Source organism: Rhodococcus sp. C3V, from assembly GCF_029269915.1.
GTDB lineage: Bacteria > Actinomycetota > Actinomycetes > Mycobacteriales > Mycobacteriaceae > Rhodococcus_F > Rhodococcus_F qingshengii.
In genome coordinates, this window is record NZ_JARJBE010000021.1 from 29,594 (window position 1) to 51,350 (window position 21,757).

The 21,757-nt window shown below is 62.6% G+C and carries 22 protein-coding genes; 3 read left to right on the forward strand and 19 right to left on the reverse strand.

Annotated elements, in window-relative coordinates:
* Window positions 1-86: 86 nt before the first annotated feature.
* The 8 genes from P3G66_RS29980 to P3G66_RS30015 all read right to left on the reverse strand — a co-directional run bounded on the left by P3G66_RS29980 (window position 87) and on the right by P3G66_RS30015 (window position 6,934).
* Window positions 87-461, reverse strand: coding sequence for a hypothetical protein (locus tag P3G66_RS29980; protein ID WP_276117615.1), 375 nt, complete (start codon window positions 459-461; stop codon window positions 87-89).
* Window positions 461-1,249 (reverse strand): AAA family ATPase, encoded by a 789-nt coding sequence (locus P3G66_RS29985; RefSeq protein ID WP_076949205.1) that lies wholly within the window; start codon window positions 1,247-1,249, stop codon window positions 461-463. Before P3G66_RS29985 ends, P3G66_RS29980 begins: the two co-directional genes overlap by 1 nt.
* Window positions 1,250-2,035: 786 nt before the next feature.
* Window positions 2,036-2,899 (reverse strand): zeta toxin family protein, encoded by an 864-nt coding sequence (locus tag P3G66_RS29990; RefSeq protein WP_276117616.1) that lies wholly within the window; start codon window positions 2,897-2,899, stop codon window positions 2,036-2,038.
* Entirely contained in the window at window positions 2,896-3,366 is a 471-nt protein-coding gene (locus P3G66_RS29995; RefSeq protein ID WP_276117617.1) for a winged helix-turn-helix domain-containing protein, read from the reverse strand. Before P3G66_RS29995 ends, P3G66_RS29990 begins: the two co-directional genes overlap by 4 nt.
* 210 nt (window positions 3,367-3,576) lie before the next feature.
* The gene (locus tag P3G66_RS30000; protein WP_276117618.1) at window positions 3,577-4,878 is read right to left on the reverse strand and encodes a Rep protein; all 1,302 of its coding nucleotides are present in this window, start codon (window positions 4,876-4,878) and stop codon (window positions 3,577-3,579) included.
* Between the two features lie 423 nt (window positions 4,879-5,301).
* A complete protein-coding gene (locus P3G66_RS30005; RefSeq protein ID WP_276117619.1) occupies window positions 5,302-5,616 on the reverse strand; it encodes a hypothetical protein in 315 nt (104 codons plus the stop codon).
* On the reverse strand, window positions 5,613-6,110 hold the full coding sequence (locus P3G66_RS30010) for a hypothetical protein (RefSeq protein WP_276117620.1): 498 nt from the start codon (window positions 6,108-6,110) through the stop codon (window positions 5,613-5,615). Before P3G66_RS30010 ends, P3G66_RS30005 begins: the two co-directional genes overlap by 4 nt.
* On the reverse strand, window positions 6,107-6,934 hold the full coding sequence (locus P3G66_RS30015; protein WP_276117621.1) for a hypothetical protein: 828 nt from the start codon (window positions 6,932-6,934) through the stop codon (window positions 6,107-6,109). Before P3G66_RS30015 ends, P3G66_RS30010 begins: the two co-directional genes overlap by 4 nt.
* A gap of 295 nt (window positions 6,935-7,229) precedes the next feature.
* Here P3G66_RS30015 and P3G66_RS30020 point away from each other — a divergent pair, with 295 nt between their 5' ends.
* Both P3G66_RS30020 and P3G66_RS30025 read left to right on the forward strand, forming a co-directional pair.
* Window positions 7,230-7,676 (forward strand): helix-turn-helix transcriptional regulator, encoded by a 447-nt coding sequence (locus P3G66_RS30020; RefSeq protein ID WP_276117622.1) that lies wholly within the window; start codon window positions 7,230-7,232, stop codon window positions 7,674-7,676.
* A 204-nt stretch (window positions 7,677-7,880) separates the two neighbouring features.
* Entirely contained in the window at window positions 7,881-8,249 is a 369-nt protein-coding gene (locus P3G66_RS30025; protein ID WP_076949212.1) for a helix-turn-helix domain-containing protein, read from the forward strand.
* Here the strand turns inward: P3G66_RS30025 and P3G66_RS30030 are convergent.
* From P3G66_RS30030 to P3G66_RS30040, 3 genes are read right to left on the reverse strand one after another with little or no spacing between them, the layout of a single operon-like run.
* The gene (locus tag P3G66_RS30030) at window positions 8,246-8,848 is read right to left on the reverse strand and encodes a phosphatase PAP2 family protein (protein ID WP_058037148.1); all 603 of its coding nucleotides are present in this window, start codon (window positions 8,846-8,848) and stop codon (window positions 8,246-8,248) included. The genes P3G66_RS30025 and P3G66_RS30030 overlap by 4 nt on opposite strands.
* Window positions 8,845-9,927, reverse strand: coding sequence for a hypothetical protein (locus tag P3G66_RS30035; protein ID WP_276117623.1), 1,083 nt, complete (start codon window positions 9,925-9,927; stop codon window positions 8,845-8,847). Before P3G66_RS30035 ends, P3G66_RS30030 begins: the two co-directional genes overlap by 4 nt.
* Window positions 9,924-10,412: a hypothetical protein gene (locus P3G66_RS30040; protein WP_276117624.1), complete on the reverse strand. Its 489-nt coding sequence runs from the start codon at window positions 10,410-10,412 to the stop codon at window positions 9,924-9,926. The genes P3G66_RS30035 and P3G66_RS30040 overlap by 4 nt, the downstream gene beginning before the upstream one ends.
* A 160-nt stretch (window positions 10,413-10,572) precedes the next feature.
* Here P3G66_RS30040 and P3G66_RS30045 point away from each other — a divergent pair, with 160 nt between their 5' ends.
* Window positions 10,573-11,613: a DUF3068 domain-containing protein gene (locus tag P3G66_RS30045; protein WP_276117625.1), complete on the forward strand. Its 1,041-nt coding sequence runs from the start codon at window positions 10,573-10,575 to the stop codon at window positions 11,611-11,613.
* Window positions 11,614-11,735: 122 nt separating this feature from the next.
* Here P3G66_RS30045 and P3G66_RS30050 read toward each other — a convergent pair whose 3' ends face one another.
* The 8 genes from P3G66_RS30050 to P3G66_RS30085 all read right to left on the reverse strand — a co-directional run bounded on the left by P3G66_RS30050 (window position 11,736) and on the right by P3G66_RS30085 (window position 21,563).
* On the reverse strand, window positions 11,736-12,332 hold the full coding sequence (locus P3G66_RS30050) for a hypothetical protein (protein WP_276117626.1): 597 nt from the start codon (window positions 12,330-12,332) through the stop codon (window positions 11,736-11,738).
* A 15-nt stretch (window positions 12,333-12,347) separates the two neighbouring features.
* Complete coding sequence (locus P3G66_RS30055; RefSeq protein ID WP_276117627.1) at window positions 12,348-12,923, reverse strand: hypothetical protein; 576 nt, start codon at window positions 12,921-12,923, stop codon at window positions 12,348-12,350.
* Window positions 12,924-13,140: 217 nt separating this feature from the next.
* Window positions 13,141-14,748 carry a peptidoglycan DD-metalloendopeptidase family protein gene (locus tag P3G66_RS30060; RefSeq protein WP_276117628.1) on the reverse strand — a complete coding sequence of 536 codons (1,608 nt, stop codon included), beginning with the start codon at window positions 14,746-14,748 and terminating at the stop codon, window positions 13,141-13,143.
* Window positions 14,745-15,572 carry a hypothetical protein gene (locus tag P3G66_RS30065; protein ID WP_276117629.1) on the reverse strand — a complete coding sequence of 276 codons (828 nt, stop codon included), beginning with the start codon at window positions 15,570-15,572 and terminating at the stop codon, window positions 14,745-14,747. The genes P3G66_RS30060 and P3G66_RS30065 overlap by 4 nt, the downstream gene beginning before the upstream one ends.
* The gene (locus tag P3G66_RS30070) at window positions 15,572-17,755 is read right to left on the reverse strand and encodes a hypothetical protein (RefSeq protein ID WP_276117630.1); all 2,184 of its coding nucleotides are present in this window, start codon (window positions 17,753-17,755) and stop codon (window positions 15,572-15,574) included. The genes P3G66_RS30065 and P3G66_RS30070 overlap by 1 nt, the downstream gene beginning before the upstream one ends.
* On the reverse strand, window positions 17,752-20,826 hold the full coding sequence (locus tag P3G66_RS30075; RefSeq protein ID WP_276117631.1) for an ATP-binding protein: 3,075 nt from the start codon (window positions 20,824-20,826) through the stop codon (window positions 17,752-17,754). Before P3G66_RS30075 ends, P3G66_RS30070 begins: the two co-directional genes overlap by 4 nt.
* Complete coding sequence (locus P3G66_RS30080; protein WP_076949222.1) at window positions 20,823-21,221, reverse strand: hypothetical protein; 399 nt, start codon at window positions 21,219-21,221, stop codon at window positions 20,823-20,825. The genes P3G66_RS30075 and P3G66_RS30080 overlap by 4 nt, the downstream gene beginning before the upstream one ends.
* A gap of 33 nt (window positions 21,222-21,254) precedes the next feature.
* Window positions 21,255-21,563: a hypothetical protein gene (locus tag P3G66_RS30085; protein ID WP_276117632.1), complete on the reverse strand. Its 309-nt coding sequence runs from the start codon at window positions 21,561-21,563 to the stop codon at window positions 21,255-21,257.
* Window positions 21,564-21,757 lie beyond the last annotated feature (194 nt).

Genomic DNA, 21,757 nt, shown 5'->3' on the forward strand with positions numbered 1-21,757 from the left:
GACTGCTGATTCAATCGCGCAACAGCGCTGGTGGCGGCGTTGCAGACGCATCGAGAGCCCATATCTTCTCTTATAGCCCATATGGGTTATAAGTTGATTCCCTGCGCGGGCGGAGGGAACGCCTGACCATCGTTGAACTCAGTTTCAAGGCGAGTGCACAGCTGGTCGATCGCGGTACGAATGAACTGCTGCTGACTGGTGATGCCAGTACGCGGACGTGTGTACTCGAGCGTGGCAACCATCCGGTCTTTCAGGTCCTCGGTGAGAGACAGCAGGATGTCCGTCGTGGCGGCTTTCCGCTTCTTCGATGCTGGGGTCGTTTGTTGCGCAACAGGCTTCTGCGTTGCGTCGGACTGCGATGCAGGCGTCGCAGCCTCACTCTTCAACGATTGCGCGGCCTGCTCGAACGTATTGCGGGAACGGCGGGGCGCGGGCCGTGCAGGCTCAGGGATGCCACTCATCAAGTAGTCACCTTCTCCAGAATGTCGATGAATGTTGTGTGGAGGTTGCGTGCCCAGGCCGGCGCCTTGGGATGCTGATCGAACCCCATGCCGACGGTTGTGAGCTTGGAAATGTCTGCGAGCTGAGGGATCGGGTCGCCGAGCAATTCGATCCCGTCTTCAGCTGCGTACCCCTTGAGGTAGTCGAGGGTCTTCGCATGGTCACCACGGCGACCGTCAACCCTGTTGACGACGATCCCCGCTATCGGAAGCACCTTGTCCATGTACTTGGCGATGTCTTCGAGGGCATCGCGAATTGCATCGAGTCCGTCGAGTGCGTCCTGCTCAGGCTGAACGACGATCAGAACATTGTCGGCAGCGTAGAGAGCGCTCCGTGAAACGAGGTCGATCGCTGGGCGGCAGTCGATCAGGATGTTGTCGTAGTCGCCGGAGACCTGCTTGAGAGCCCGAGCGAAAGCCATCTCCCCACCAGGTTTGGTGCCGAGCTGATCACTGACTGCTTGCAGCTCACCGAACCCACTGGGCAATACGTCGATCTCTTCACGGCGCGCAGCGATGATCGCGTCACGGGTCGGCAGGTCGATATTGCGGTCCAGGACGTCCGCCAACGAATGTGGCGCCGGCGATGATGCCGAGTATCCGGTCAGATGCTTCGTCGAGTTGCCCTGCATATCGGCATCGACCAGCAGGCATGATTTGCCGGTCGCTGCTGCGGCATGCGCCATACCGTTGGCGACGGTCGTCTTTCCGACCCCACCTTTGAGGTTGGCGATCGCGGTAATCGTCATAACCCCTCCTTCCATTCCCATATGGGTACTTATATTAGCTTATATTTTGTACTTGCACCATATAACTGCAAATATCTACTGTCGTCAGCCTACGTCAGCTGATATTCAGTTCCGGAATATTTGGTTATGTGTCGTGACGGTATAGCAGATAAGTAGGGTTGACCTGCGGTTTTATTGCCTCAGGGGTGTCAATGTCATATGAATCAGGGCCCTAGCCACTGCGGCAACGCCGCCAAGAGACGCGGCGGGGGAGTGGAGCAGATCGCTCGCACCTTCAGCTCATTCGAGTTGAGCCACGATCCCACAGCAGGATCCACGACCTGGCGTAGTGTGCACCGGCACCGAACCAGCCGATTATGAGCCCTCGGCGCTCAGGCAGCTTGGTAATGCGCCCTGAGTTTGGGCAAGTAATGGTCGTGCAAGCCGAGGGCGAGTGCATACCCAACGACGAAGTCCTCGCTCAGCCCTTCTGATTTCAAAACCCTCAGGTGCGATTGGACTCGCTCGCGATTGCGCCCACGCTGCGCACCTTCACCGAACAGAGGCAAGCCCGTGAACAGCGTCTACGGTCACATGTTGGCGGCGAGCACGTTAGGTGGCACCATCCAGCGTTCAGCTGGGCGAGTCTTCCTTGAATCTCCACGACGGTGGATCACAGGACCTGATCGCACTGAAAACATCCGGCCGTGTGCTGTCATGAAAGGCCGGCACCCGCAAAAGGTGTCTAGGGCGAAAGCGGACGGTAGGGGAGTGCGCGGCGGGGATCCCCCGGGAACTCAGCGAGAGTCAGGGCAGCAGGCCGCCGAGTCTCCGCCGGAAAGTCGAGACGGACTCTTCGCCACGACGGTCTATCACTGTCAGGGATAGGTCGGGGAACTGAGCCGCATCCTCTGAGTCGAAGAGTGCGCGGGCATTCGTCGCACACGTCGATAGGGGATGTCCGTCACCATAACTCAATTCGATCACCGCCGGCGGGACGAAGCGTCCACCCAAGGCGCCCTCCTTGGTTCGATCGGCGACGCGTGCACCCCACCAACGAGAGAGAGCCTGTTCGACCGCGACGTCGAAGGGAACCTCGACATCGATGATGTGAACATTCACGTACCCGGCGCTGGAGAGCTGCTCGACAATCCGGACTCCTTCATCTGCCCAGGTCAGGGTCCCTTCGATGACAAGGTTCTCACGGCGGCTTATACAGCGACCGCGAATCTCGGAGACCATGGCGGTTGATTCCCGATGCACCAATGTGGCGAGTTCGCGCAATGAAATCGGATGTCCATCCGCGAGCTGTCGTCCTAGGAGGTCGTCATAGATGCCGTCCTTGAGCGCCTGTTCAAGTAGATAGTCCTTGATGTCGTCGGAATCAATTCGTCGGTATCCCTCGATCTCGTCGACGTGTTCGCTCAAGGATGTGGACTTGCCCGCCCCAGGGGCACCTGCGGTCAGCACCGCTGATCGCGCTTCCCTCGCGGGTGTCGCATCAGCGAGATAGCGATCGATGATGTCAGTACGGAACCTTCTCCGCTCGCGGCTTCCTTTGTACAAGCGCTTGGTTGTTCGGGGACTGTCCCCGGCGAGCGCTTCGCCAGGCACGGTAAGCGCGCAGAGTTCTGCTGCGCACTTACCACGCAGGGTGTTGACGTCGATCAAGCTTCGTCCGCAGCTTCGATCTCCGCCGCATGGCGTTCGAAGATCCGGCGAAACTCGCTCTCGCTGATCAGCTTGCGGTGATACGCGCTCTCGACTTCATCCCACGTCCCTGGGTCGTAGGCATCCAGTTCATACCCGTTGACGACCGGGACCTTCCCGTAGGTGTACTCCCAGTTGAGCAGTTCATCCATCATCTGCTTTGAGGTTATTTTCTCTGCCAGACGTTCGTTGATGACCTCGCTGGGCGAGCGGTCGACCAACGAGGGGCGCTCACGGAGGCGGCTCAGGATACGGACGACCTCGGTCTGGGAGACTTCCGCCAGATCGGCGATCTGGCGCTGTGGCGTCTGCTGATTCGCCGCAGCTTGGACCAAGCGGTACATCTCAGTTTTGTCCAGTCGCCGACGCGCTGCGTTCGCCTTGATCGCCCGTGTCGTGTCGGTGGGACGTTGCTCGGTTATCGGCATCAACTCCACCTCCTTTGAACCATAATGTATCAAATTAAGGGATAGTTGAACCGTTTGAGAGGCAGAAATATTAGTGTTTCCGCTTACTTCGCTGTCGACTAACTGGCGGATTCGATAGCTGGAGGAATGGGATCGAGACTATGCGCTGGTGCAGGCTGACGGCGGATGTCGCCGTGCTGGTGTCGCCAGATGTTCAATTCGGTCGCTCTGTCACGCTTTCGCAAGGTGCTCGGCGAAGGCAGCTCGGGCTGCTGCACGGCTTGAAGCCGAGGCGATCATCACTTCCTGACGTGCGCGTTGTGCCTGACGTTCTGCGATTTCTCTGCGACGGGTTGCATCGGCTTCGGCCCGCTTCTCGCTGGGCGACGGGCCGGTCCAGTCGAGTTGTGAGAGTTTGAACCGCAGGAATGCTGCTGGAGACTTGATTTCGCTGGTTGTGGGCCACATCTGGCCGTTGTCGGCGGTGTGCCGTGAGAGTGCTTGGGCGATGTCTCGGCCGGTCCAGCGGGTGGGGTCGATGCCGGCTGCACGTATTCCGTCTGCGATCACTCCGATGTGGCTCGAAGTGTTGAAAACGGGTGCATGGGCTGCGAGCGCTGCGGCAGCTCGCTGCAATTCGATTGGTCGTTGTGTGTTGGTGGAGATGGTTTTCCTCGCGCGTGCGCGTTGGTGAGAACTTCCTTCGGAAGAAAAAGAACAAACAAGAGCACTTGAAGATAGGGGGTCACGGTGGGTTCGGTTGGAGCTTCCGCTGGCAGTGGCCTTGGTGTGCTCGCGCGGGGCGGTGTTGTTCGGGCGTGCCACTGTGCGGACAACAGTGCGAGTGCGACGGCTGCGGCGAGGGCGTTCGATCGGGGGAGTGGACATCACGACGGATTTGGGGGAGGAGAGCGACCAGGTCGACGCTGCCTTGTGCTGACGGCCACCGTGGTGCGCTTCCGCGGCCATGTACTCCGACGTCGACAGAGTGCGTCCTCTGGCGTGTTCGACGCCCATTGCGAGGGCTTTGAGTACGCGGCGTGAACGCATGATGGTGCTGTTGGATGCCCCTGCATGCTCGGCGATCACGGCTTTCGATGCGGTAACTCCGCGGCCGGTGCGGGTCTCGGCGAAGCGGGCGTGTGCGTTGGCGCATGCCATGAGGGTGTCGACAGCGATGCGGTTCGCGGCGAGTGCAGCGCGGCCGTGTTCGGTTTCGGTGACCTGGTGGCGGAGCTGGCGCAGCCATTCGGTGCGGCCGGACCAGATGGGAACGCGGGACTGTTCGGAAGGCTCGACGGGCAAGGCCCACGAGGTGCCTCGCTGGCCGCTCTCGGCGTTGGACTTTTCGAGCTGTTCGACGCGTTCTTTTGCGATGCGGACCGTCTCGGCCCATTCGGCGTCGACGTCGTTTATCGCCGAATGAGCAGCGCTTTCGACGGCGCTGTCGGTGTGCGACGCGCCGAACGAATCACTTTTGATAACTGTTGTACCTGGTTCAGGGTGTGAGCTACCCTGAGACAAGACCTGCACGGTTTTGTCCCTTCGGGGAAATGCAGTACCGAAGTTGAAGCTCCACACTTCTTCTTCACCAGTTACGACCGGAGCCCGGCCAGGCTCTCGCTTAACTCGACGAACTTGGTTCACAAACCCCCGCAAGGGGGTTTCGTCGTTTCTGGGGTTGTACTGCGTCTATGGAGTTAGGTATCGAGGTCTTTCACGGTGTGCACTCGCTGCTGTGTGGTGCCTTCCTGAAGATGGGTATAGCCACCCCACATCACAGCACGTGCAAGCTCTGTCATCGGTGAGCCACGCGGGAGCGAATTTCGCCATCGGGGCAGCTCAGGCCCCTGTCCGCGGATGGTGTATATGCGGCTGTTCACTGGGCACCTCGCAGCGAGAGAGTCATTCCTGCCAGCCCGACCAGGCCCATGACCGTCGTCAGAATCAGAGACGTCATCGAGCACCTACAGGTGTATTCGCGTGGCGATCGAGGATCCCGCGCAGAACCGACGCGACGACGCGGATCTGCTCGACCGATGCAGTTTCCGGATCGGAGGCGACGAGATCGGCGGTGTCGAGGACGGGCTGGAATCCGTGCTCCGCGTGAGCAGGGGAGAGGATCAACGGACCGTACGTGTTGACCAGCTCGTCGAGTTCCATCACGGCGAGGGGCGCGCTTCCGGTGAGTAGTCGGGCTTTCAGGCCGTCACCGACACTGAGGATTGCCCAGGTGCGGCCTTCGAGGTCCGATGCAATCTGGTGGCTCATGCTGCCTTCCGATCACGTGAGTCGAGCTGGCGTGCCCATGCGGTGCCGGCCTGGTGGACGTAGGTCGCTGCATCCTCTTCGGGATGGCATTCGAGGATCGCTTCGAGGGCGGCGAGGACGACCTCGAGCCCTCCGAACTCCCGTCCCGCGAGGTGGTCGCGGGCATCGACACAGGTGTCGGCGAGTGCGGTCCACACCAACTCCAGGGCTCGCGAGTGTGCCGAGGCGAGCCCGGCAGCGGAGAGGGTTTCGATGGCGGACCACTGCTCGGCCGTTGCTGTCTGCGTGGCCATTGCGCGGCAGGCGCTCGCTGCCTGATCTGCTGCGATAGGTGGGAAGTCGGGTATCGCGGTCGCCAGGCCCCATGCCGGGTCGGCGTAGAGGTCGGCGAACCACGACCACCGGTCTGCCGCGGCGTGAGCATCGCTGGCCGGAGGCTCGAGGATGCCCTGCGCGTAAGCCTCCAACAGCGCGGAGGGGGAGTAGTTCGTCATGCTGCCTCGAACAACGCGAGCTGCACGGCAGGTCGAGCCGGTGCGGGCACAGGGGCGGGGGCAGCAGTCAAGATCGCTGCCTTCGGCTTCGTGCACGCTCGGCGCGTACTGCTGGGCTTCTTGGATCGTTTCGTGCGGCCTCGCGCAACAGCGAACTCCTCGACCTTTTCAGGCAGAACCTCGCGCCCATCGACGGTGAAGAGTCGGGCAGCCTGAATCTGCTCGCGGACCGTTTCGCCGGCAGACAGCCTGTTCTCGAGGTCAGCGGTGCACTGGGCGAGTAGCGGGCAGACCGAGCATGCAGCCATTGCTCGTTTCCACGGGGCGGACTGGTTGCCGTTGACTGTCCAGCCCGTCCCTTTTCCTGCGCACAATCCTTGATCTGTCCGCGGCTGAGTCATCGGCGCACTGCCACGGCTTTCCAGCTCTGTGGCGATGTTGCGCAATGTCGGGCAACGACGCATCTGAGCTGAATAGACGAAACCGCACCGTGCGCAACGACCTTCACCGGTGTGGGTGTTGGCCATCGCCCGCAGCTTCGCAGTCGAGTAGCGGGCGAGAGGCGACGTCTTGGTATGCGGCCGGGTATCGCCGATGGACAGCTCGCGGAGAGCTTCGGCGACGGACGGGCAGAGAGGAAGTGTCGGGGTGTACGTGAAGTCGCAGGCCGTGCACGAGGTGTGGTCGGCGTTCGGGCGATGTGTGGCAAGAATCTCGCGGGGATGGCCGCCGGCAGCGCGGCCGGAGCCGTCGATTTCTGCTCGTGGGGCATGGAATTGGGCATCAGCTAGGCGAACGGCCCTAGCGCCATCTAACGTGTTCATTGCAGGTCCTCACATATCTGCATGGGATTGTCGGGGGGCTAACCCTTCAGTCCCGCTGGCTGATCCGACTGTGGCTAAACAGTTGGCGGCTGGACGGTCCCCTGACTGCGGCTAACAGTCAGGGGGCCGATCACATCAGTTCATTCCCTTTCCCCCCAGTTGCACATTTCGGCTTGGTTGCCGTGAGATCATCACGTCTAAACCTAGACGACATTGTTAAGTTATGTGCGAATGCTAATCCCGGGAGTGCATGGTGTCTAGTGAATCTGTAGGCGGTGCGATGAAAAGGGTGAGCGTGAGTCGACGTGTGCTGCGTGGCTTCCAGCCCTCGCGCCTGGTCAAACTCCGCGAGACTCGGGGCCTGACGCGCCCCGAACTCGCCCGCCTCGCCGATGTGTCCTTGCAGACCATCCACAAATGGGAATCCGGTAGTCAGTCCCCTCAGATCGACGTCTTGATGCGTGTCGTCGGTGTTCTGGGTACGACGGTTTCCGACCTCGTCGACATCAGGCCGGAGGATCGCTACCCCGGTGATTGGCGCGTGATTCGGGGTCTGACGCAGCCTGAATTGGGTGCGCGAGCAGGTATCAGCACGTCTATGGTCGGTGCGATCGAGCGTGGCGATTCCCGCCTTACCGATCATTTCGCAGAGAAGCTCGCCGAGGCTTTGGAGATCCCGGAAACCGAGCTTCGAGCGAGCTTCGAGCGGGTTCGGAGCCGTCCGCCGGGAACCCCGGCGTAAGTGCGTCGTTCCCTCCGTTAGCCGTCCCACCGCACGCCTCTCTCGCTGAAATCCCCCGCCCTGACGTTGGCAAGCGTAAGTCCGGCAGCTTTCAATCGCAAGTTGCTAACGTTTTATGCGATTGCGAGGATAGATGGGTGTGGGGATGGCTTAATGGTTTCGTCAAGTCGGCGAGGCACCGAGACTGAAAGGTTGGGCGGCGTAATGAGCAGCACTTTTGCTGACCGGCTCCGTTACCTGTTCGAGAATGTTCACCCGAGAAGTCGCGGACCGTACTCGCAGACAGAGATCGTCGACATGCTCCGTTTCGGCGGCAGCAAGATGACCACCGGCTACATGTCGCAACTGCTCAGCGGCAAGCGAACCTCGCCTGGGCTGGACGTCGTTCGAGACATCTGTGGCGTGTTTCGCGTGCCGATGGACTATTTCGGTGACGAAGAGACTTACGAAGCGGTCAAGGACCAGATTTCGTTTATTCAAGGTCTGCGTGATTCGACTGACGGATACGTCGCTGCCCGCACGTACGACCCGTTCCGCAGGCTGGCCAGTCGAGACAGTGAAGACGACGACTAAACGATCGCGATGTACGTAAGTCCTGCTGCGATTGCCCCTGCGATAGCTCCTGCAACGACCTGACTCTTTGTATGGTCCCCAAGGTGAATCCGAGACCATCCGATCACCGGTGTGAGCGCCAACGCCAAGTACCACCACGGCGAGACCGACAGAGCAAGGACCACTGCAATCGCAGCTGAGGCTCCGGCATGGCCACTGACTTTCCAATGAAAAACGCTCGTGATGACGGCTGCGACGGCCAACGCTGCCAGGCCCGAGGCGAGGAACGCAATCATCTCGATCGGTGCACCAGCGACGATCTGGACGACCAGCGCACCTCCTGTGACTACCAGCAGCGATGCAATCAACATGTGACGTTCGTTGATTCTGGTGACGTGATGATCGCTGATCTTGGCCCGGCGCATCCCTACGAGGATGAACACCATCGGAACGACACCGCCGAAGATCGCCACGAACACTCCCCAGCCGGGCGCTCCGACAGCTACGCCGATGATCAGCGAGGCGACAATGTTGAGAACCCACGGCGCCCCGACCTCGGTAATTGCGCGCGCGGCTTTATCGGCCGTGGTGCGAGGTTCTTGGGTGGAGATGTCTGTCATTGTCCTGCGCCCGTCTTTCGTTCGTCGTCAATCGCAATTTGATATGCGCGGCCTAGTGTCGCTGCCCAGTCAGTATCAGTTGTCTCGGCATCGGGAAAGAAACTGTTGTACCCGAGTCCGTCGGCGACACGTCCGTTGACGAGCCAGTCCGCGATTGCCGATGCTGCGACCTCCGGAGGGAGGTGAGTGCCGGCCGGTAGTGCGCTGTGTTCGACCTCCAGACTGAGTGCATCGAGGACTTCGGCAGCTTTATCGTCGGTTCGCTCGCCAGCGCTGCTGCCTGCGGGTGATCCGCGTTCCGCGCCGGGCCACCGCCGCAGCATCTCCGTGCGCAAAGGCGTGAACTGTTCGAGTGGGCGCTTGGCTCCGAGCCAGTTCAAGATCAGAGCGCCAGCCATTCCGGTGCCGAGGAACAAGACACCGGACACGGCGAGCAGCCGAGCGATGGCGAATGGTGTGGGTGTCGGCTCGATGAATCCGTATCGCGCGGCGACGAGGTATCCGATCCGCACCGCGGCGTAGGCGGTGAGAATCGCCGCTCCGGGAGTGACCAGGAGCAATGCTCGACCGGTGACAGTTCTCCGATCGGCCTGACTGATGGCAACGACCGTGATCATCAATGCGACGAGGAACGGGTAGGCCATCCCGAAGATCAATCCTTCGGCGAAGCCCGGGAGGTAGGCGTACTCGTTGTCGAAGGTGAGAGCGTCGACGCCCGCCGGCCACGGCCGGCTGAAGAAGAAGATATACGCCAGAACTGTGGTGACCACCGAGACCGTGACGTGCCAGCGAACGAGCGATTTACGTTGTCCGGCTTTGCTTGTCACATCAGTGAAGCCGATCGCACTACCGACGCAGATCCCGCAGACCATCAGCATCTTGATGGCAGCGGGAGCGCTGTCGCCGAACGTGTCGGCGACGAAGAGTTCCACGGGTCGGGTGTTGAGAAGCATGTGGATCGACATGCACATAAGGCCGATGAAGGCGCCTATCAGGGTCAGTGACCGCCGAAACCACCATCGGTGGAGCCGTGTTGCCGCGACGATGGCCAAGAGCAGAGCGGCGAGTGCAGTGATCAACCGAACGCCTCGTCGAGACGCGACCGGATTCCTGGGCTCCGGTTGATGTGCCGGCCACCTCTCAGGCGGCGCAGAAGAAGATTTCCGAAGGCTTCGGCGTCGGCTTCCTCCTGAGACCTCGTGTCATCGCAGTCGCGCTGGAGCATCAGCAGGGCAAGGTCATGGCTTTCTGGGGGGAGTGCTTCGATCGCGAGGTCGATCGCGGGCCTTCCGATGTGGCCGAGAGCGATGTGACCCAGCTCGTGGGCGATCGTCCGCTCTCGTGCGTGGACCCAGCTGGCGAATTTCACTTCGTCGTGATCGGCGTGCCTGCACCATTGGCCGAAGACACGGGCGGGTAGATCCGGGCCTTCGCTGATGATCAGAGGGCGACCGCGGTCGCGTGCGAGTGCTTCGGCCAGGCCGGTCAACGACCGTAGTTCGTCGCCTTCTGCGATGCGGAACAGTCGGTCGACCGCGCGAGCCACCGTTGAGTTATCTGTCACTTCACGTGCCTCCTGACAGTCAGGCAATCTGTCGCCGACTACGTAACGGTAGTGGTCGGTTTGTGAATTTCGTAGTTGGGGTGAACCTCTCGGAGGCTCGGCTGCCGGCAGCGGAAGACGCCGTACCGCGTAGTTGGTTTGACGCACTAGGGTCTACGCAATGTCGATTAGCTTGCGTCCATCCCGCCGAGGTACAGCGTGTGCAGCCATAGCGGCAGGTGCTTTCTTGTTGACGGCCAGTGCCCTCACGCCGACTTACGTCGCGAACCAGCTCGTGAAGATCCCGCTGAGTATCGAGGCAGCGACCGTCTCGACCGGAACCGCCGAGTTGCTCGACGCCGGCGCCCTCGCCAAGGGGAAACTGGTCATCGACCCGGCTGTGCCGATCACCGTCAACCAGCTCGTCACCGTTCAAGAGCCCTCGAACGCCGACGTCGTGACATTGCAATCCGCGGTGCAGATGACGCGCGACGACCGCTCAGGTCAGGCCGCGATCGTCAACGCGAGCGTCGACCTGGTCACCGTCGATCGTCGCACCGCAACCGCCGTCGACGAGCCCGTCGGCTCCATCCAGGGTTCGGCGGACAAGCCCGCAGACCCGGTCGAACACGAGGGCTACCAGTTCAAGTTCCCCTTCGACACCCAGAAACAGTCCTATCCCTACTTCGACACCACACTGCGCGAAACCCGCGATATGGATTTCGTCGAAGAGGCCGAGCTCGAAGGTCTGCCCGTCTACCGATTCCATCAGGAGATCGAACCGACCTTGATCAGTGGAACGGTTTCCCTACCTGCCTCTGACCTGGGACGGGAAGGTACCGCGCCGGTGACGTTGAAGCGCTTCTACGGCATCACCCGCGACCTGTGGGTCGAACCGGTCACCGGAGGTGTGGTCCAGGTCGAGCAGCACTACCGCCAGTACCTGGGCACCGACGTCAACGATCCGCAGGCGATCACCATCATCGACGTAGTCCCGAACTTCGACCCCCAAACCCTCACTGAGCAGGTCGCATTCACAACCAAGTACAAGCGCCTCATCCAATGGGGAACTGTGTACGGCCCGATCCTCGGTGGCGTGACGGGTGCACTTCTCCTCGCGGGCGGAATCTACCTCGGGGCGACATCGGGAAGGCGCCGGGAAACCCCGACGAACGAACCCCGGCAGACCTCGCAGGAGTTGGCCGACGCCACGTTGTCCTGACTCGCCACGTTCACCAACGCCCGCCCCGAGCACTCGGGGCGGGCGTTTTGTGTTCAGCTCTCAATGACGTCGAAAAAAGTGCATCTACCTGGTAAGACGACACGTCCCCCCAGATGGATCTCCTATTGGGTGTCTCGCAGCTCTGCATACGCGGCTTGAGCCTTGGGAAGGGCCGCGGCGTATTCGGAAGCCGACGTCTCCCCGTTCTTGTAGAAGTGCTCTTTCTCGTTGTAGCCCCGCTGATCTGCATGCTGAACGGCCAACGCGTACGCGACCGAATCACTGGCGGGGATCGAGATGGCCGCAGTGTTATCCATGAAGGTGTTCGTAGCAGCGCGGACGGCATCGGCGGAGTCAGCTCCAGTGTTGTACCGGAAGCGCCACCCGAAGATGTCTCGAATGTCCGTGGCCGGCGCCGCCATCGACAACCCCGAGGTCCAACCGGTTTCTGCTGCACCCGCGAGAAGGGCGGCGCGGGCCTGATCGGGTGATCCGCCGCGGCCCTCCACCGTCGCAACGATGACTTCCGCGTTGTCACGTTCGATCTTGGCGCCGAGATCGCTGATTGCCTCGGCACCGAACGGTGAGACCGTGGTGGTCGGCGCGCTGGTCGAGGTGGTCGACGGTGTGGCAGTGGGCGACTCGTCACTACCGCACGCCGTCAGTCCGACGGCGAGGCCAGCAGTGATCAGCGCTGCGATGACGCTCTTTCGGTACAAGGGTCCTCCAGTGAATCAGTAGCGGATGTCGTCGATGAGCCAGCGGTCGCCTTCTCTGACGAGGGTGACCCAGACCGTGGTGTCAGGTTCGACCGTAGTGGTGTTGGTTCCCACGATCGCGGTCTGTTTGACGGTGGCCACTCGCTGGACGCTGGTGTCGGTGTCCTCAGGGCAACCGGAGCATTCGACACTGACGTCGGCAATGATCTTCGCTTCCTGCCGGCCCCACTCCGCCCACTGCACGCTCGGACCGCGTTCGGTGTGGGCGTCGATGATCATGCGATCGGCGAGCTTGTCCGTCAGCCAGGACCGTGCGCGTCCGTAGGCGTCGTTCTGCGTCGCATCAATGGACGGGTACCAGGTGAAGGCCACAGTCAGACCCTGGCGGGCGACTTCTTCCGCCACATGAGCCGCAGCCGGCCGTTCGACGGTCTCGACATCGGTAGGCACCGCGGCGCCCGACGACGTCGTCGACGGTGTCGGCGTTGTCGGTATGGCTTCACCGTCACTGGTCCGGGAAAGGAACGAATAGACCACGAGACCGACGACGGCGACCACCAGCACCGCCACGACGAGCTTTCGGACTGTCATCTTCCTCTTCTTCCTCATGAAGTATGCCGTTTAGCAGGGTAAATGACACGTCCCCTCAATCACGAAGGGGTGTCCGGCTTGAAGAGCGCTCCACCCGGCAGCGCCGAAGCTGAGCGCTCAGGCGGACGCACTCAGTGGTGACGGTCTGCCGGCGGTATCGAAATCCTCTCGATGTAGACCAAAAACATTGTCTGAACAGGGAAGACGACACGTCCCCTTACATCACGCGACGTGCCTTCATTCCGGACTGGAGGGGAGCTTCCTTCACGACATCACCGGTCGTCGGAGCGTGAACCATCTGACCGTTACCGGCGTAGATTCCCACGTGACCGGGACCGCTCGCCTCCCACCCCCCGAAGACCAAGTCCCCGGGCTGAGCTTGGTCGATCGGGATCTCGACGCCGACCGTCCACTGCTGTTCAGAGGTCCGGGGGAGTGAGACCTTGCCCGCGCTGGCGGCATAGACCGCGTAGGACGTCAGGCCGGAGCAGTCGAACCCACCACCCGTCGGTCCTCCAGTGCCACCGCCGCCCCACACATACGGCGTACCGAGATACTCCCGCGCCGCACTGACTACCTGCGCATTTCCGCCCGTCGTCGTGGGGACGAACCGGCCGCGGGAATTCGGATTGGTAAAAGTCGCACGAGCTGCGGTGATCTTGGCGACGTAGTTCTGGGTCTCGGCGTACGGCGGGATTCCGTTGAACTGCTGAACGGCTCCGGGGCCGGCGTTGTACGCGGCGAGCGTCAACTCGATCGGGTCGCCCGGGATCCCGGACACGTCCTGGTGAAGTGCGCACATGAACTCTGCCTGCGACATGACCGCATCGCCGATCGAGTTGGGGTCGATCTTCCCGTCTCCGTCGTGATCCTTGCCCCACGTCGCCCACGTACCGGGCATGAACTGAGCGGGCCCCATCGCCCCGCTGGGCGATACAGGGGCGCTCGCTCCGTGGCGGAATCCGTTCTCCTGCTGGAGCTGTGCAGCCAACAGAGGAGAGTCGATCTCCGCGCACACACTCCCAGCCTTGCGAAGCCAGGGCTCGAACTCGGCCGGCACGATGTTGAACGCCAATTCGCCGCCGCCGGCCACACCGAAGCCAGCGCAATCGGCCGAGGATCGCGCCGAAATGATCTGCACATTGCTGCTGCTGGCGACATCGGCGACCGGGGCACCGCCGTCGCTGCTCTGTCGGGCGATGTCCGGAAGGACACTGACGGGGTCAAGGGCGGTCCCGCCCTGCATCTTTCCGCCTTCCCAATACTCGAAGTGCAGATGAGGCCCTGTCGACGAGCCCGCGTTTCCGATGTTGGCGATGTGATCGCCGGCCTTGACGTGCTGGCCCGTTTTGACGAGGACACCGTCGGCGAACATGTGGCCATAGACCGTGCTCACAGGCTTGCCGCCGACATTCGAGTCGATGACCACCCAGTTCTCGAACCCGACGCCCGGCCCCTCCCCGGACGATCCCGCTGCAACGACATTGCCATCGAGGGCAGCGAGGATCGGCGTGCCGACGGGGCCGGCCAAGTCCACCCCGCGGTGCTGCGCGTTCCAGCGCTCACCGAAACCCGAGGTGAAAGTAGCGGTGCCGGGCTTGACCGGCATCTGAATCGGCCCGGCCACCGCCAACTCTGCACCGCCAACGGCCGGCGCAGAGTCGCCATTGCTCGATCGGGAACCGCTGTCACTGCTCGTCGAGGTGGCGCTGCGGCAGGCATCGCGCGGAATGACCGGCGCTCCCGCAGAACATGCAGAGGTACCGACGACGACGGACGCAGCGCCGACCAACAGAATCGCCCGCTGAAGGCTGCTCGTCTTCACAGTCCACCCGGAATCGGGGTATCGAGGTCCGGGATCGGAATCGGACCGGGCACCGGGGTCGGCGCATCGGCAGTGGTGGGCGCCGGCTCGTCGAGATCGCGAGTCGGTGTCGGCGTGGACGTGGAAGGAACCGACGACGAGGACGGTTGCGGCGCTGTCGTTTCGGTCTGTCGTGTCGTCGACGGCGATGTGCTCGGCGTGGCCGTGGACGTCGCCGGGGTGATTCTCTCGACCTTGGACAAGTCCAGCGTCGGAAGAGGGGATCCGACCACCCACCGCTTGCCTCCGCTGGTCTCGTCGACAGCGAGTGAGATCCGCATATCTCCGGCTTGCGTCGGCACGGTCACCTCAGCGGTACGCGCACCGTCCGGACCGTCCGAGAGAGTGCTGACCGTCGGGCCGGTGATGACAACGGGTGTTCGTGGCCGCGCAGCCACGACGTACTCACCAGGCTTGGTGGATGTGTAGCGCCCGATCGCGCTGGTCCACTTCGCATCCGAGGCGGTGATGTTGACGAACTCTCGTGCGTACGCCATCGCGGTTGCCGGCGCGTTGGCTGCCACCCAGGTTGCGCTTTTGGCGGCCACTAGAGATTCGCTCACCTCGATGAGGTCGTAGCTGATCGAATCCGCCTGCGCGACAGGTTCAGTGGAGGTCTTTGATTCCTGCGCTGCCGTGGCAGGTTGTGGGTTCTCTCCGAACACCGCGCCCAAGGCGAACAGAAACGCCATAGCGGCGATCACGGCGATTGCCAGATTGGTGCGGGAGTAGAGCACCCACCGGCGGATCGGCGCGAGGACAGGATTGGTTCCCGACTGAGACATCAGATGTACCGGTCTCTCGTAGGTGTCTCTCGTGTGGTCGTGCCGGGCGCAGCAGCGTTCCAGACCCGCGCGCTCGGTGCCGAACTCGTCGACCGATTGCGGGGGGCTGAGGGGGCGGTCTGGCTCGTCGAATGCTTGTCGCGGGCGGGCGGTGTGTAGACCTTCATCGGTGCGATGGCTGAGCGGTCACCACCGTCCCAGCGTTGTCCGACGCTGGCGGTCAGAAGATCCTTGCGCGCCTTGCGTTCTTGGAGCTGGCTGTTGACCTCGTCCTGGTCGAGGATTCGCCACGCACTCGCGCCGGCCCTGACTGCGCGGTCGGCGTCTTTGCTGTCCACGCCTCCCTTGGCGCCGTTGCCTCGCGCCAGGTCGCGGCTGGCGACAGCCGCAATCCCGGCGATTCGTGCATCGCGTTCTGTTGCGGTGTTGGCCGCCTGACCCAGACGACCTGCCCGGCCCAGGCCCTGCGCCTTCCGGGCGTCTGCACGGGACTGCGTCAGTGCCTGTTGTCGACGGTTGTTGAGCGCGCGGCCTTCCGGTCGAGCCACTGAAGTCGACGTTGCATCTCCCGAGTCATCCTCGGCGCCACGTCCTCCGCGGCGGGCGAAGCGTTCGGCGGCTTTCTCTGCGATGGCCTGTGTCGGCCCTCCGACCGCGAAACTCGCGGCGTTGAATGCCTTGTGTTTGAGGGACTTCTTCGCGTTGCGGGCCTTGCGGTTGACCATGCTCGCGCTGTTCTGAGAGAACGTCTGACTCATGCGTTTGAACGGACGCATGATTGCCCAGCAGACGACGGTGAGTATCACCATGAACCACAACCGCCAGGACCCGTCGACCGAGCCGTTGGCGTTGACGTACAGCTGGACCAGAGCCATCAAGTACAGGGCGACGATGACGGACCCGGCGACGCCCCACATGTAGGCCGTGCCGAGCATGCGCAGGATGCGGGCAAGCCATCCGGCGGCAGCGATCGCAAAGGGAATCCACACGGGGGAGAACAACACTGCAAACCGGATCGACAGCAGCGCTACCAGTTTCAGGAGAGATGCACCGATCCACAGCAGCGCAGGCATGCTCATCTTGATCATGGCCATGAAGCCGGTGGACGTGCGGCCGGAATCCTTACCTTGGAACTGGCGATAGGAAAGCTGATAGTCCGAGTCCAGTTTCTCGACGATGTTCTCGAACTTGTCGGCTTTCTCCTCGGCGAGTTTTTCCTGTGCCTTCGGATCGTCCTTCACTTCTTGCTGCTGCTCGTAGGTGAACGCCAGAGCGTCTCGTAGATCGGGCCCGAGCTTGGCCGTGTCCTCCGGGTCGTAGTTCGTGCCGAACCAGCCCTTGCGCCAGTCCGGGAGGAAAATCTTGTCGATCAGTACGTTTCGCGGATCGGTGCTACCTCCGGCCAGCGTGCCGCCATCCGACGAGTCACCGAACTGCACCGAGAAAATCTGATCCTGGGTCTCAGTGATCAAGGAACCGAAGGTGTCGTCTGCCACCTCGAGTGCCTTCTGGGGAGCGCCGACCATCAGAGCGCCGAGAGCCAACCCCGCAGCCGCGATACCCACAGTTTTGGTGACGCCGGCAGCATCGGCGCGCAGTGCCTTCCACAGGATCATGGCGGTGACCAGAATCAGAGCGATTCCCAGCCACTCCCCGTAAATGCCCCGCATGCCTTCGGTGATCGCGAAAACGATCTGATCGAACTTGCCTAATGCCGATTCGACGCCGGCGTCCTCAGCGGCCTGCCCGGTCTTGGTCTGGTCGTCGAGCCAGAACGCGGCGGCTGCCATCGACTTGCCGATCGTCAGGAAGGTGTTGCCCAACGTGGTGTCGCCGACAGCGCCGGGAGCGCGGACCAGGTCTTCACCGCAACCGAGGTCGTAGGTGTGCCACTTGAGCCCGGCCCACCCGTACGTTTCGTAACCCGTCCCACCAGAGGACGAACGTTCAGCGCTGGTCGAATCGAACGTGGTCTCGAGGACCTCGTTCGGAAACTCCGGTGACGGAACGTCCTTGCAGTCGAAACCGCCGGCGGACGCGATGCCACCACCGAATCCGATCAGGGAGACGGACGCGAATATCAACACCACCAGAACGCGCCCCACAAGCCCTGTACGCCACCCGGAACGGCGCGATGCCGTAGACCTCCCGGACTGCACGCTCCGGCGCTTCAGCGGGCTCATACCGCCGTCCCCATCGCTGTGCGAGTGGCGCGAGAATCGAGGGCCTCGAAGACGTGCGACATATGCACGAAATGCGTCCAGTCCGAGCGGATCAATTCGATGTCGTCGGCCATCTTCACGATGAAGCGGCGTGCCTGGTCCAAGTGCTCGGTGTTGGTGTCCTCGTCGAGGGTGTCCTCGCCGCCGCCGCCGAGATCAGCCAAGAGCGCCTCGTAGCCCTCTCCGGCCGGAAGGTTCAGCAGTTTCAGCGCGCCCTCGATGGCGTGTGCGTTGCCCCCGAGGTCGCCGATGATGACCTCGTAGGTCAACGCCGATTTGTCGTCGCTGCCATCGACTCCGAGGTAGTCGTCGGGGAGCTGTGAGCACACCAGTGCACGAACCTTGTACTTTCGGCTGTCACGCGCGATGCGCAGGTTCAGGGTCCGGCCGGCGCCGGTCTGCTCGAGATATTTGTTCTCGTCGAGGAAGAGCACCTTGCGCTCGTAACGCGGCAGTTCGTAGACGAGACGGTTCGCAAGCCACGCGGCCATGTGCATCAACGGCCCAGCCATGCGCTGCTGTGGAGTCCACTGCGACGGGTCTGTGCCCTCCGGTGGCAGTTGCAGACCAGGCATCGTCAGGACCGTGAGGCGTATGCGGTCGTTGATGATGTCGTCGACGTCGCCAGTGGTGCCGCGCTCTGGGAAGAGCACTCGGGCTTCTGCCAGATCGGACATCATCGCCAGGTCCTGGTGCACGCTCTTCGCGCACGACCGCAGATCGACGTTGTCGTCTTCTTTTGCGATCCGTTCGATGGCGTCGAGAACCTCGCGGAGGTTGTGGTGCCGCTCGCCGCCGACCATGTTCGCTGCCGTCTGGAGCACCGTTTCGGTCCACTCGTGTTCGAGTCTGGCGGGGGTGAGCATCATCTTCAGGACCGACACCGCCACCGAAATTCGCTCGGCAGCCGCGGCCCGCACATCGGCGTCGTACTGCCCGTGTGCTGCGGCCACCGGATCAGGGTCGTCTTGGTAGTCGACGCTGTGAGGGTCGTACTCCGGATCATCGCGCCGCGGATCGAGGATCACCCGGTACGGGTTGAGCGAGCCAGGACGCGAGGTGCGGCCGGTGAGGGCCTGGACCTCCGCGATGCCTCGAAACTCGGGCAACTGGGCGAGCTTTTTGAGCGGGCCCGAAGGGTCGAGCACGACGCCGTAAGCACCGGCGCGCACCGCTTGGTACACGAGTACACCTGCGAGGAACGTCTTGCCCGATCCGGGCACTGCGACGATCGGGGTCAGGCCCGACTTGTGCTTCTTCTCGTGCGCGGCGAACAGATCCCACACCGCCGGCCGCGGTGCGATCGACGCAGTCTGACCGACCACGACACCAGTACGGTCGCCGATGCGGTCACCGACTGCGGCCATTCCGGCTGAGAGAGCTTCGACGCTCATCCGCCGGCAGTGGGCGATGTTGGCCAGCGGCTCACCCGGAATGAACTCGCGTAGGAGCTGGTACTGGCCGTGCTCTTGTTCGAGGCGGATACGCGGCGCGTACATCTCCTGCAACATCGAGACCTTTTCTTTGGCCTCTTGCGGTGTCGAACCGACCACGAGAACCCGGTACCAACCCTCGGTGCGCACCGACAAGCCCGAGTGGTCTTCCTCGATGTCGGAGATGACCTGCTGCGCGCGTGCGTGCTGCTCGGCCAGTTCCTGCGGCGGGACCTGATCGTGCTCGATTGTGTAGTGGTCGAACTGTGCTTCGATCTTCGACGTCAACCGCCGAAGTCCGCGCACCGTTTGGCTCTTGGTCTTGAGCTTGATCCGCTCCGACCACTCCAGCGGTTCACCCGACGGGTCGCCGAGCACCTGCCACGGCAGCATCTTTTCCGGGATAGGGAGCGGTGCCATACGCCCGACGGTGAGAACGATCGCGTATCCGGTGTAGTCCCGACCACCGACCTGACCGCGCACCGTCGTGTAACCGTCGCCGGGAGTGAGAGCGAGGTTGGTGAGGTCTTCGAGCGTCGCTACGTCGGATTCTTCCCAGTTGCCCGCACCGGCGATGATTCCGTCCGCGTCCAGCGGCAGGCCGAGCGATGCCGAGCGCAACAACAGGTAGTCCATCTCAGCCGGTGTCGCGGGCTTGGCGTTGACGCCTTGGCCCGACAGATGCCGTTCGATGGTCGCGAGGTGATCGGCGATCGCTTTCTGCTCGTTGAGGAACGCATCACGCGCCCACTTACCTACGAGCTGAGCGATCTTCCCCAGGAGGGGCACGTCGATCACCGGAACAAGCCAGTGGCCGAGCCAATCGAGCCCTTGCGCCATCGCAGAACGCGGAGGCAACTCGATGCCCCAGTAGCGGCCCTTCTGCGTGGGGTTTCCCCACAGCATCGCGTGCTGCTGCCCACGCAAGTAGTCCGCCCACGACAGCGCGCCGGGGACGTCCGGAATCGGTTCGGCCCACGCATCATGCTTCTGCGCCCACTGGCGCACCGGCCAGGGCGTGCGCACGAGGCGTCGATGCATCCCCGTCACGCCGGACTCGGCGAGGTTGGCCAACACCATGCCCTCGTTCTGGATGTAGCGCTTCTGCCTACCGACCGGACGCATGTTCCACGGGCCGGGCGGCTGGACGAACCATGCCGTCGATTGACGGCGCGTCCGGGAGACGTTGCCTTCCACCCCAACCAGCTCCAGGCGCACCGTTTTGCGGTCCTTGTCGGCGCGCTTCTTCGCCGCAGCGGTTTGCCGGTTGAATTCCCCGTCGGTCGCGGTGTTCTTGGTGCGTTTCTTCCCGCGTCGTTTGCCCTTTCCAGCGGGTGCCGGCTCTGCTGGGGGTGTAGGAGAAAAGACGGGCGCGGGCGCTGTGATTCCGATGTCGGGAGCTTGCGACCACGCCAACTCCCGAGGCGGTGCAATGGCCGAGGTGTCGGCGTTCGCGGCAGTCGCGTTGGGTGTGCGATTCGCCGCCATTGCTGCCGCCCACGAGGGAGGCAAAGCGCCCGGCGGGACGATGGCCGGTTCGGGCTCGTCGAAGTTCGGATCGAACAGTGCGGCGATTTCGTTGTCGGGCTGCAAAGTCATCGGGAGGACTCACCTTCGATTGGTGTAGCGGCGTGCTTGCGTCCGGAGGCGCTGGAGATGGTGGGGAGGCGAAGCGTGACGGTTTGGCCGGCCTTCGGTGGGCGCGGTGCGTTCAGGTCGTTCCACGCCGCTCGAACCACGGATCGGACCGGGCGATCCGCGTTGACGACCTTGGTCACTTTCGCGGTCAGCACGACGACGATTCCGATCACCACCACGAGGGATTTGAAGCCGAGCGGAATGTGCACGATGCCGCGCGCGATGACGAAGACGATCACCATGAGGGCAGCTCCGAGTCCGAGCGCTGCATAGCGAATTCGGAACGGCAGGGTGAGCCCGGTCGGCCCGAGGTAGTGCTGATCTACGCGGTGAAGCAAATCGTCGTTGTCGATCACGGTCGGCGTTCCTTCGCTCGTTGGGTGGGTGGATCAGACGTGGATGCCGAACAGGCCGAGGATCCAGTTGCCGATGCCGGTCGCGGCGTTCTCGCTTTGGGCGATACCGAGAAATGCCAGGCCCACGAGGGAGAGGCCACCGACGGTGAAAACCTTCGAGAGGTTGCCTCGCAGACCGCCCATCAGGACGACGCAGGCGATCAACGCGAGGATCGTGAAGACGATGTTGTCGCCGATCCACGAACGCACACCTGTTGTGTTGACATCGGTTTGTTGCGCGAGCACTTCGACGGTTCCGGGCGAATTGGTCGCCAGTTCGAGAACGGTGAACGTGAGGGACATGAGCACACTCCATTGTTGAGTTCGTTCTGTGCATCTGAATGTGGATGCGCGCGACCGTAAGTCGATTGCGGTTTTGATCTCAACGGGGTGTCTGCCACTGGAGGGGCGATTCGACGACGTTCTCCGGCGCTGCGGCGGTCAGAAACGGTCCTCTGTGGGGGTTGCACGCGTAGCGGTTGACCGGGGACTGTGCA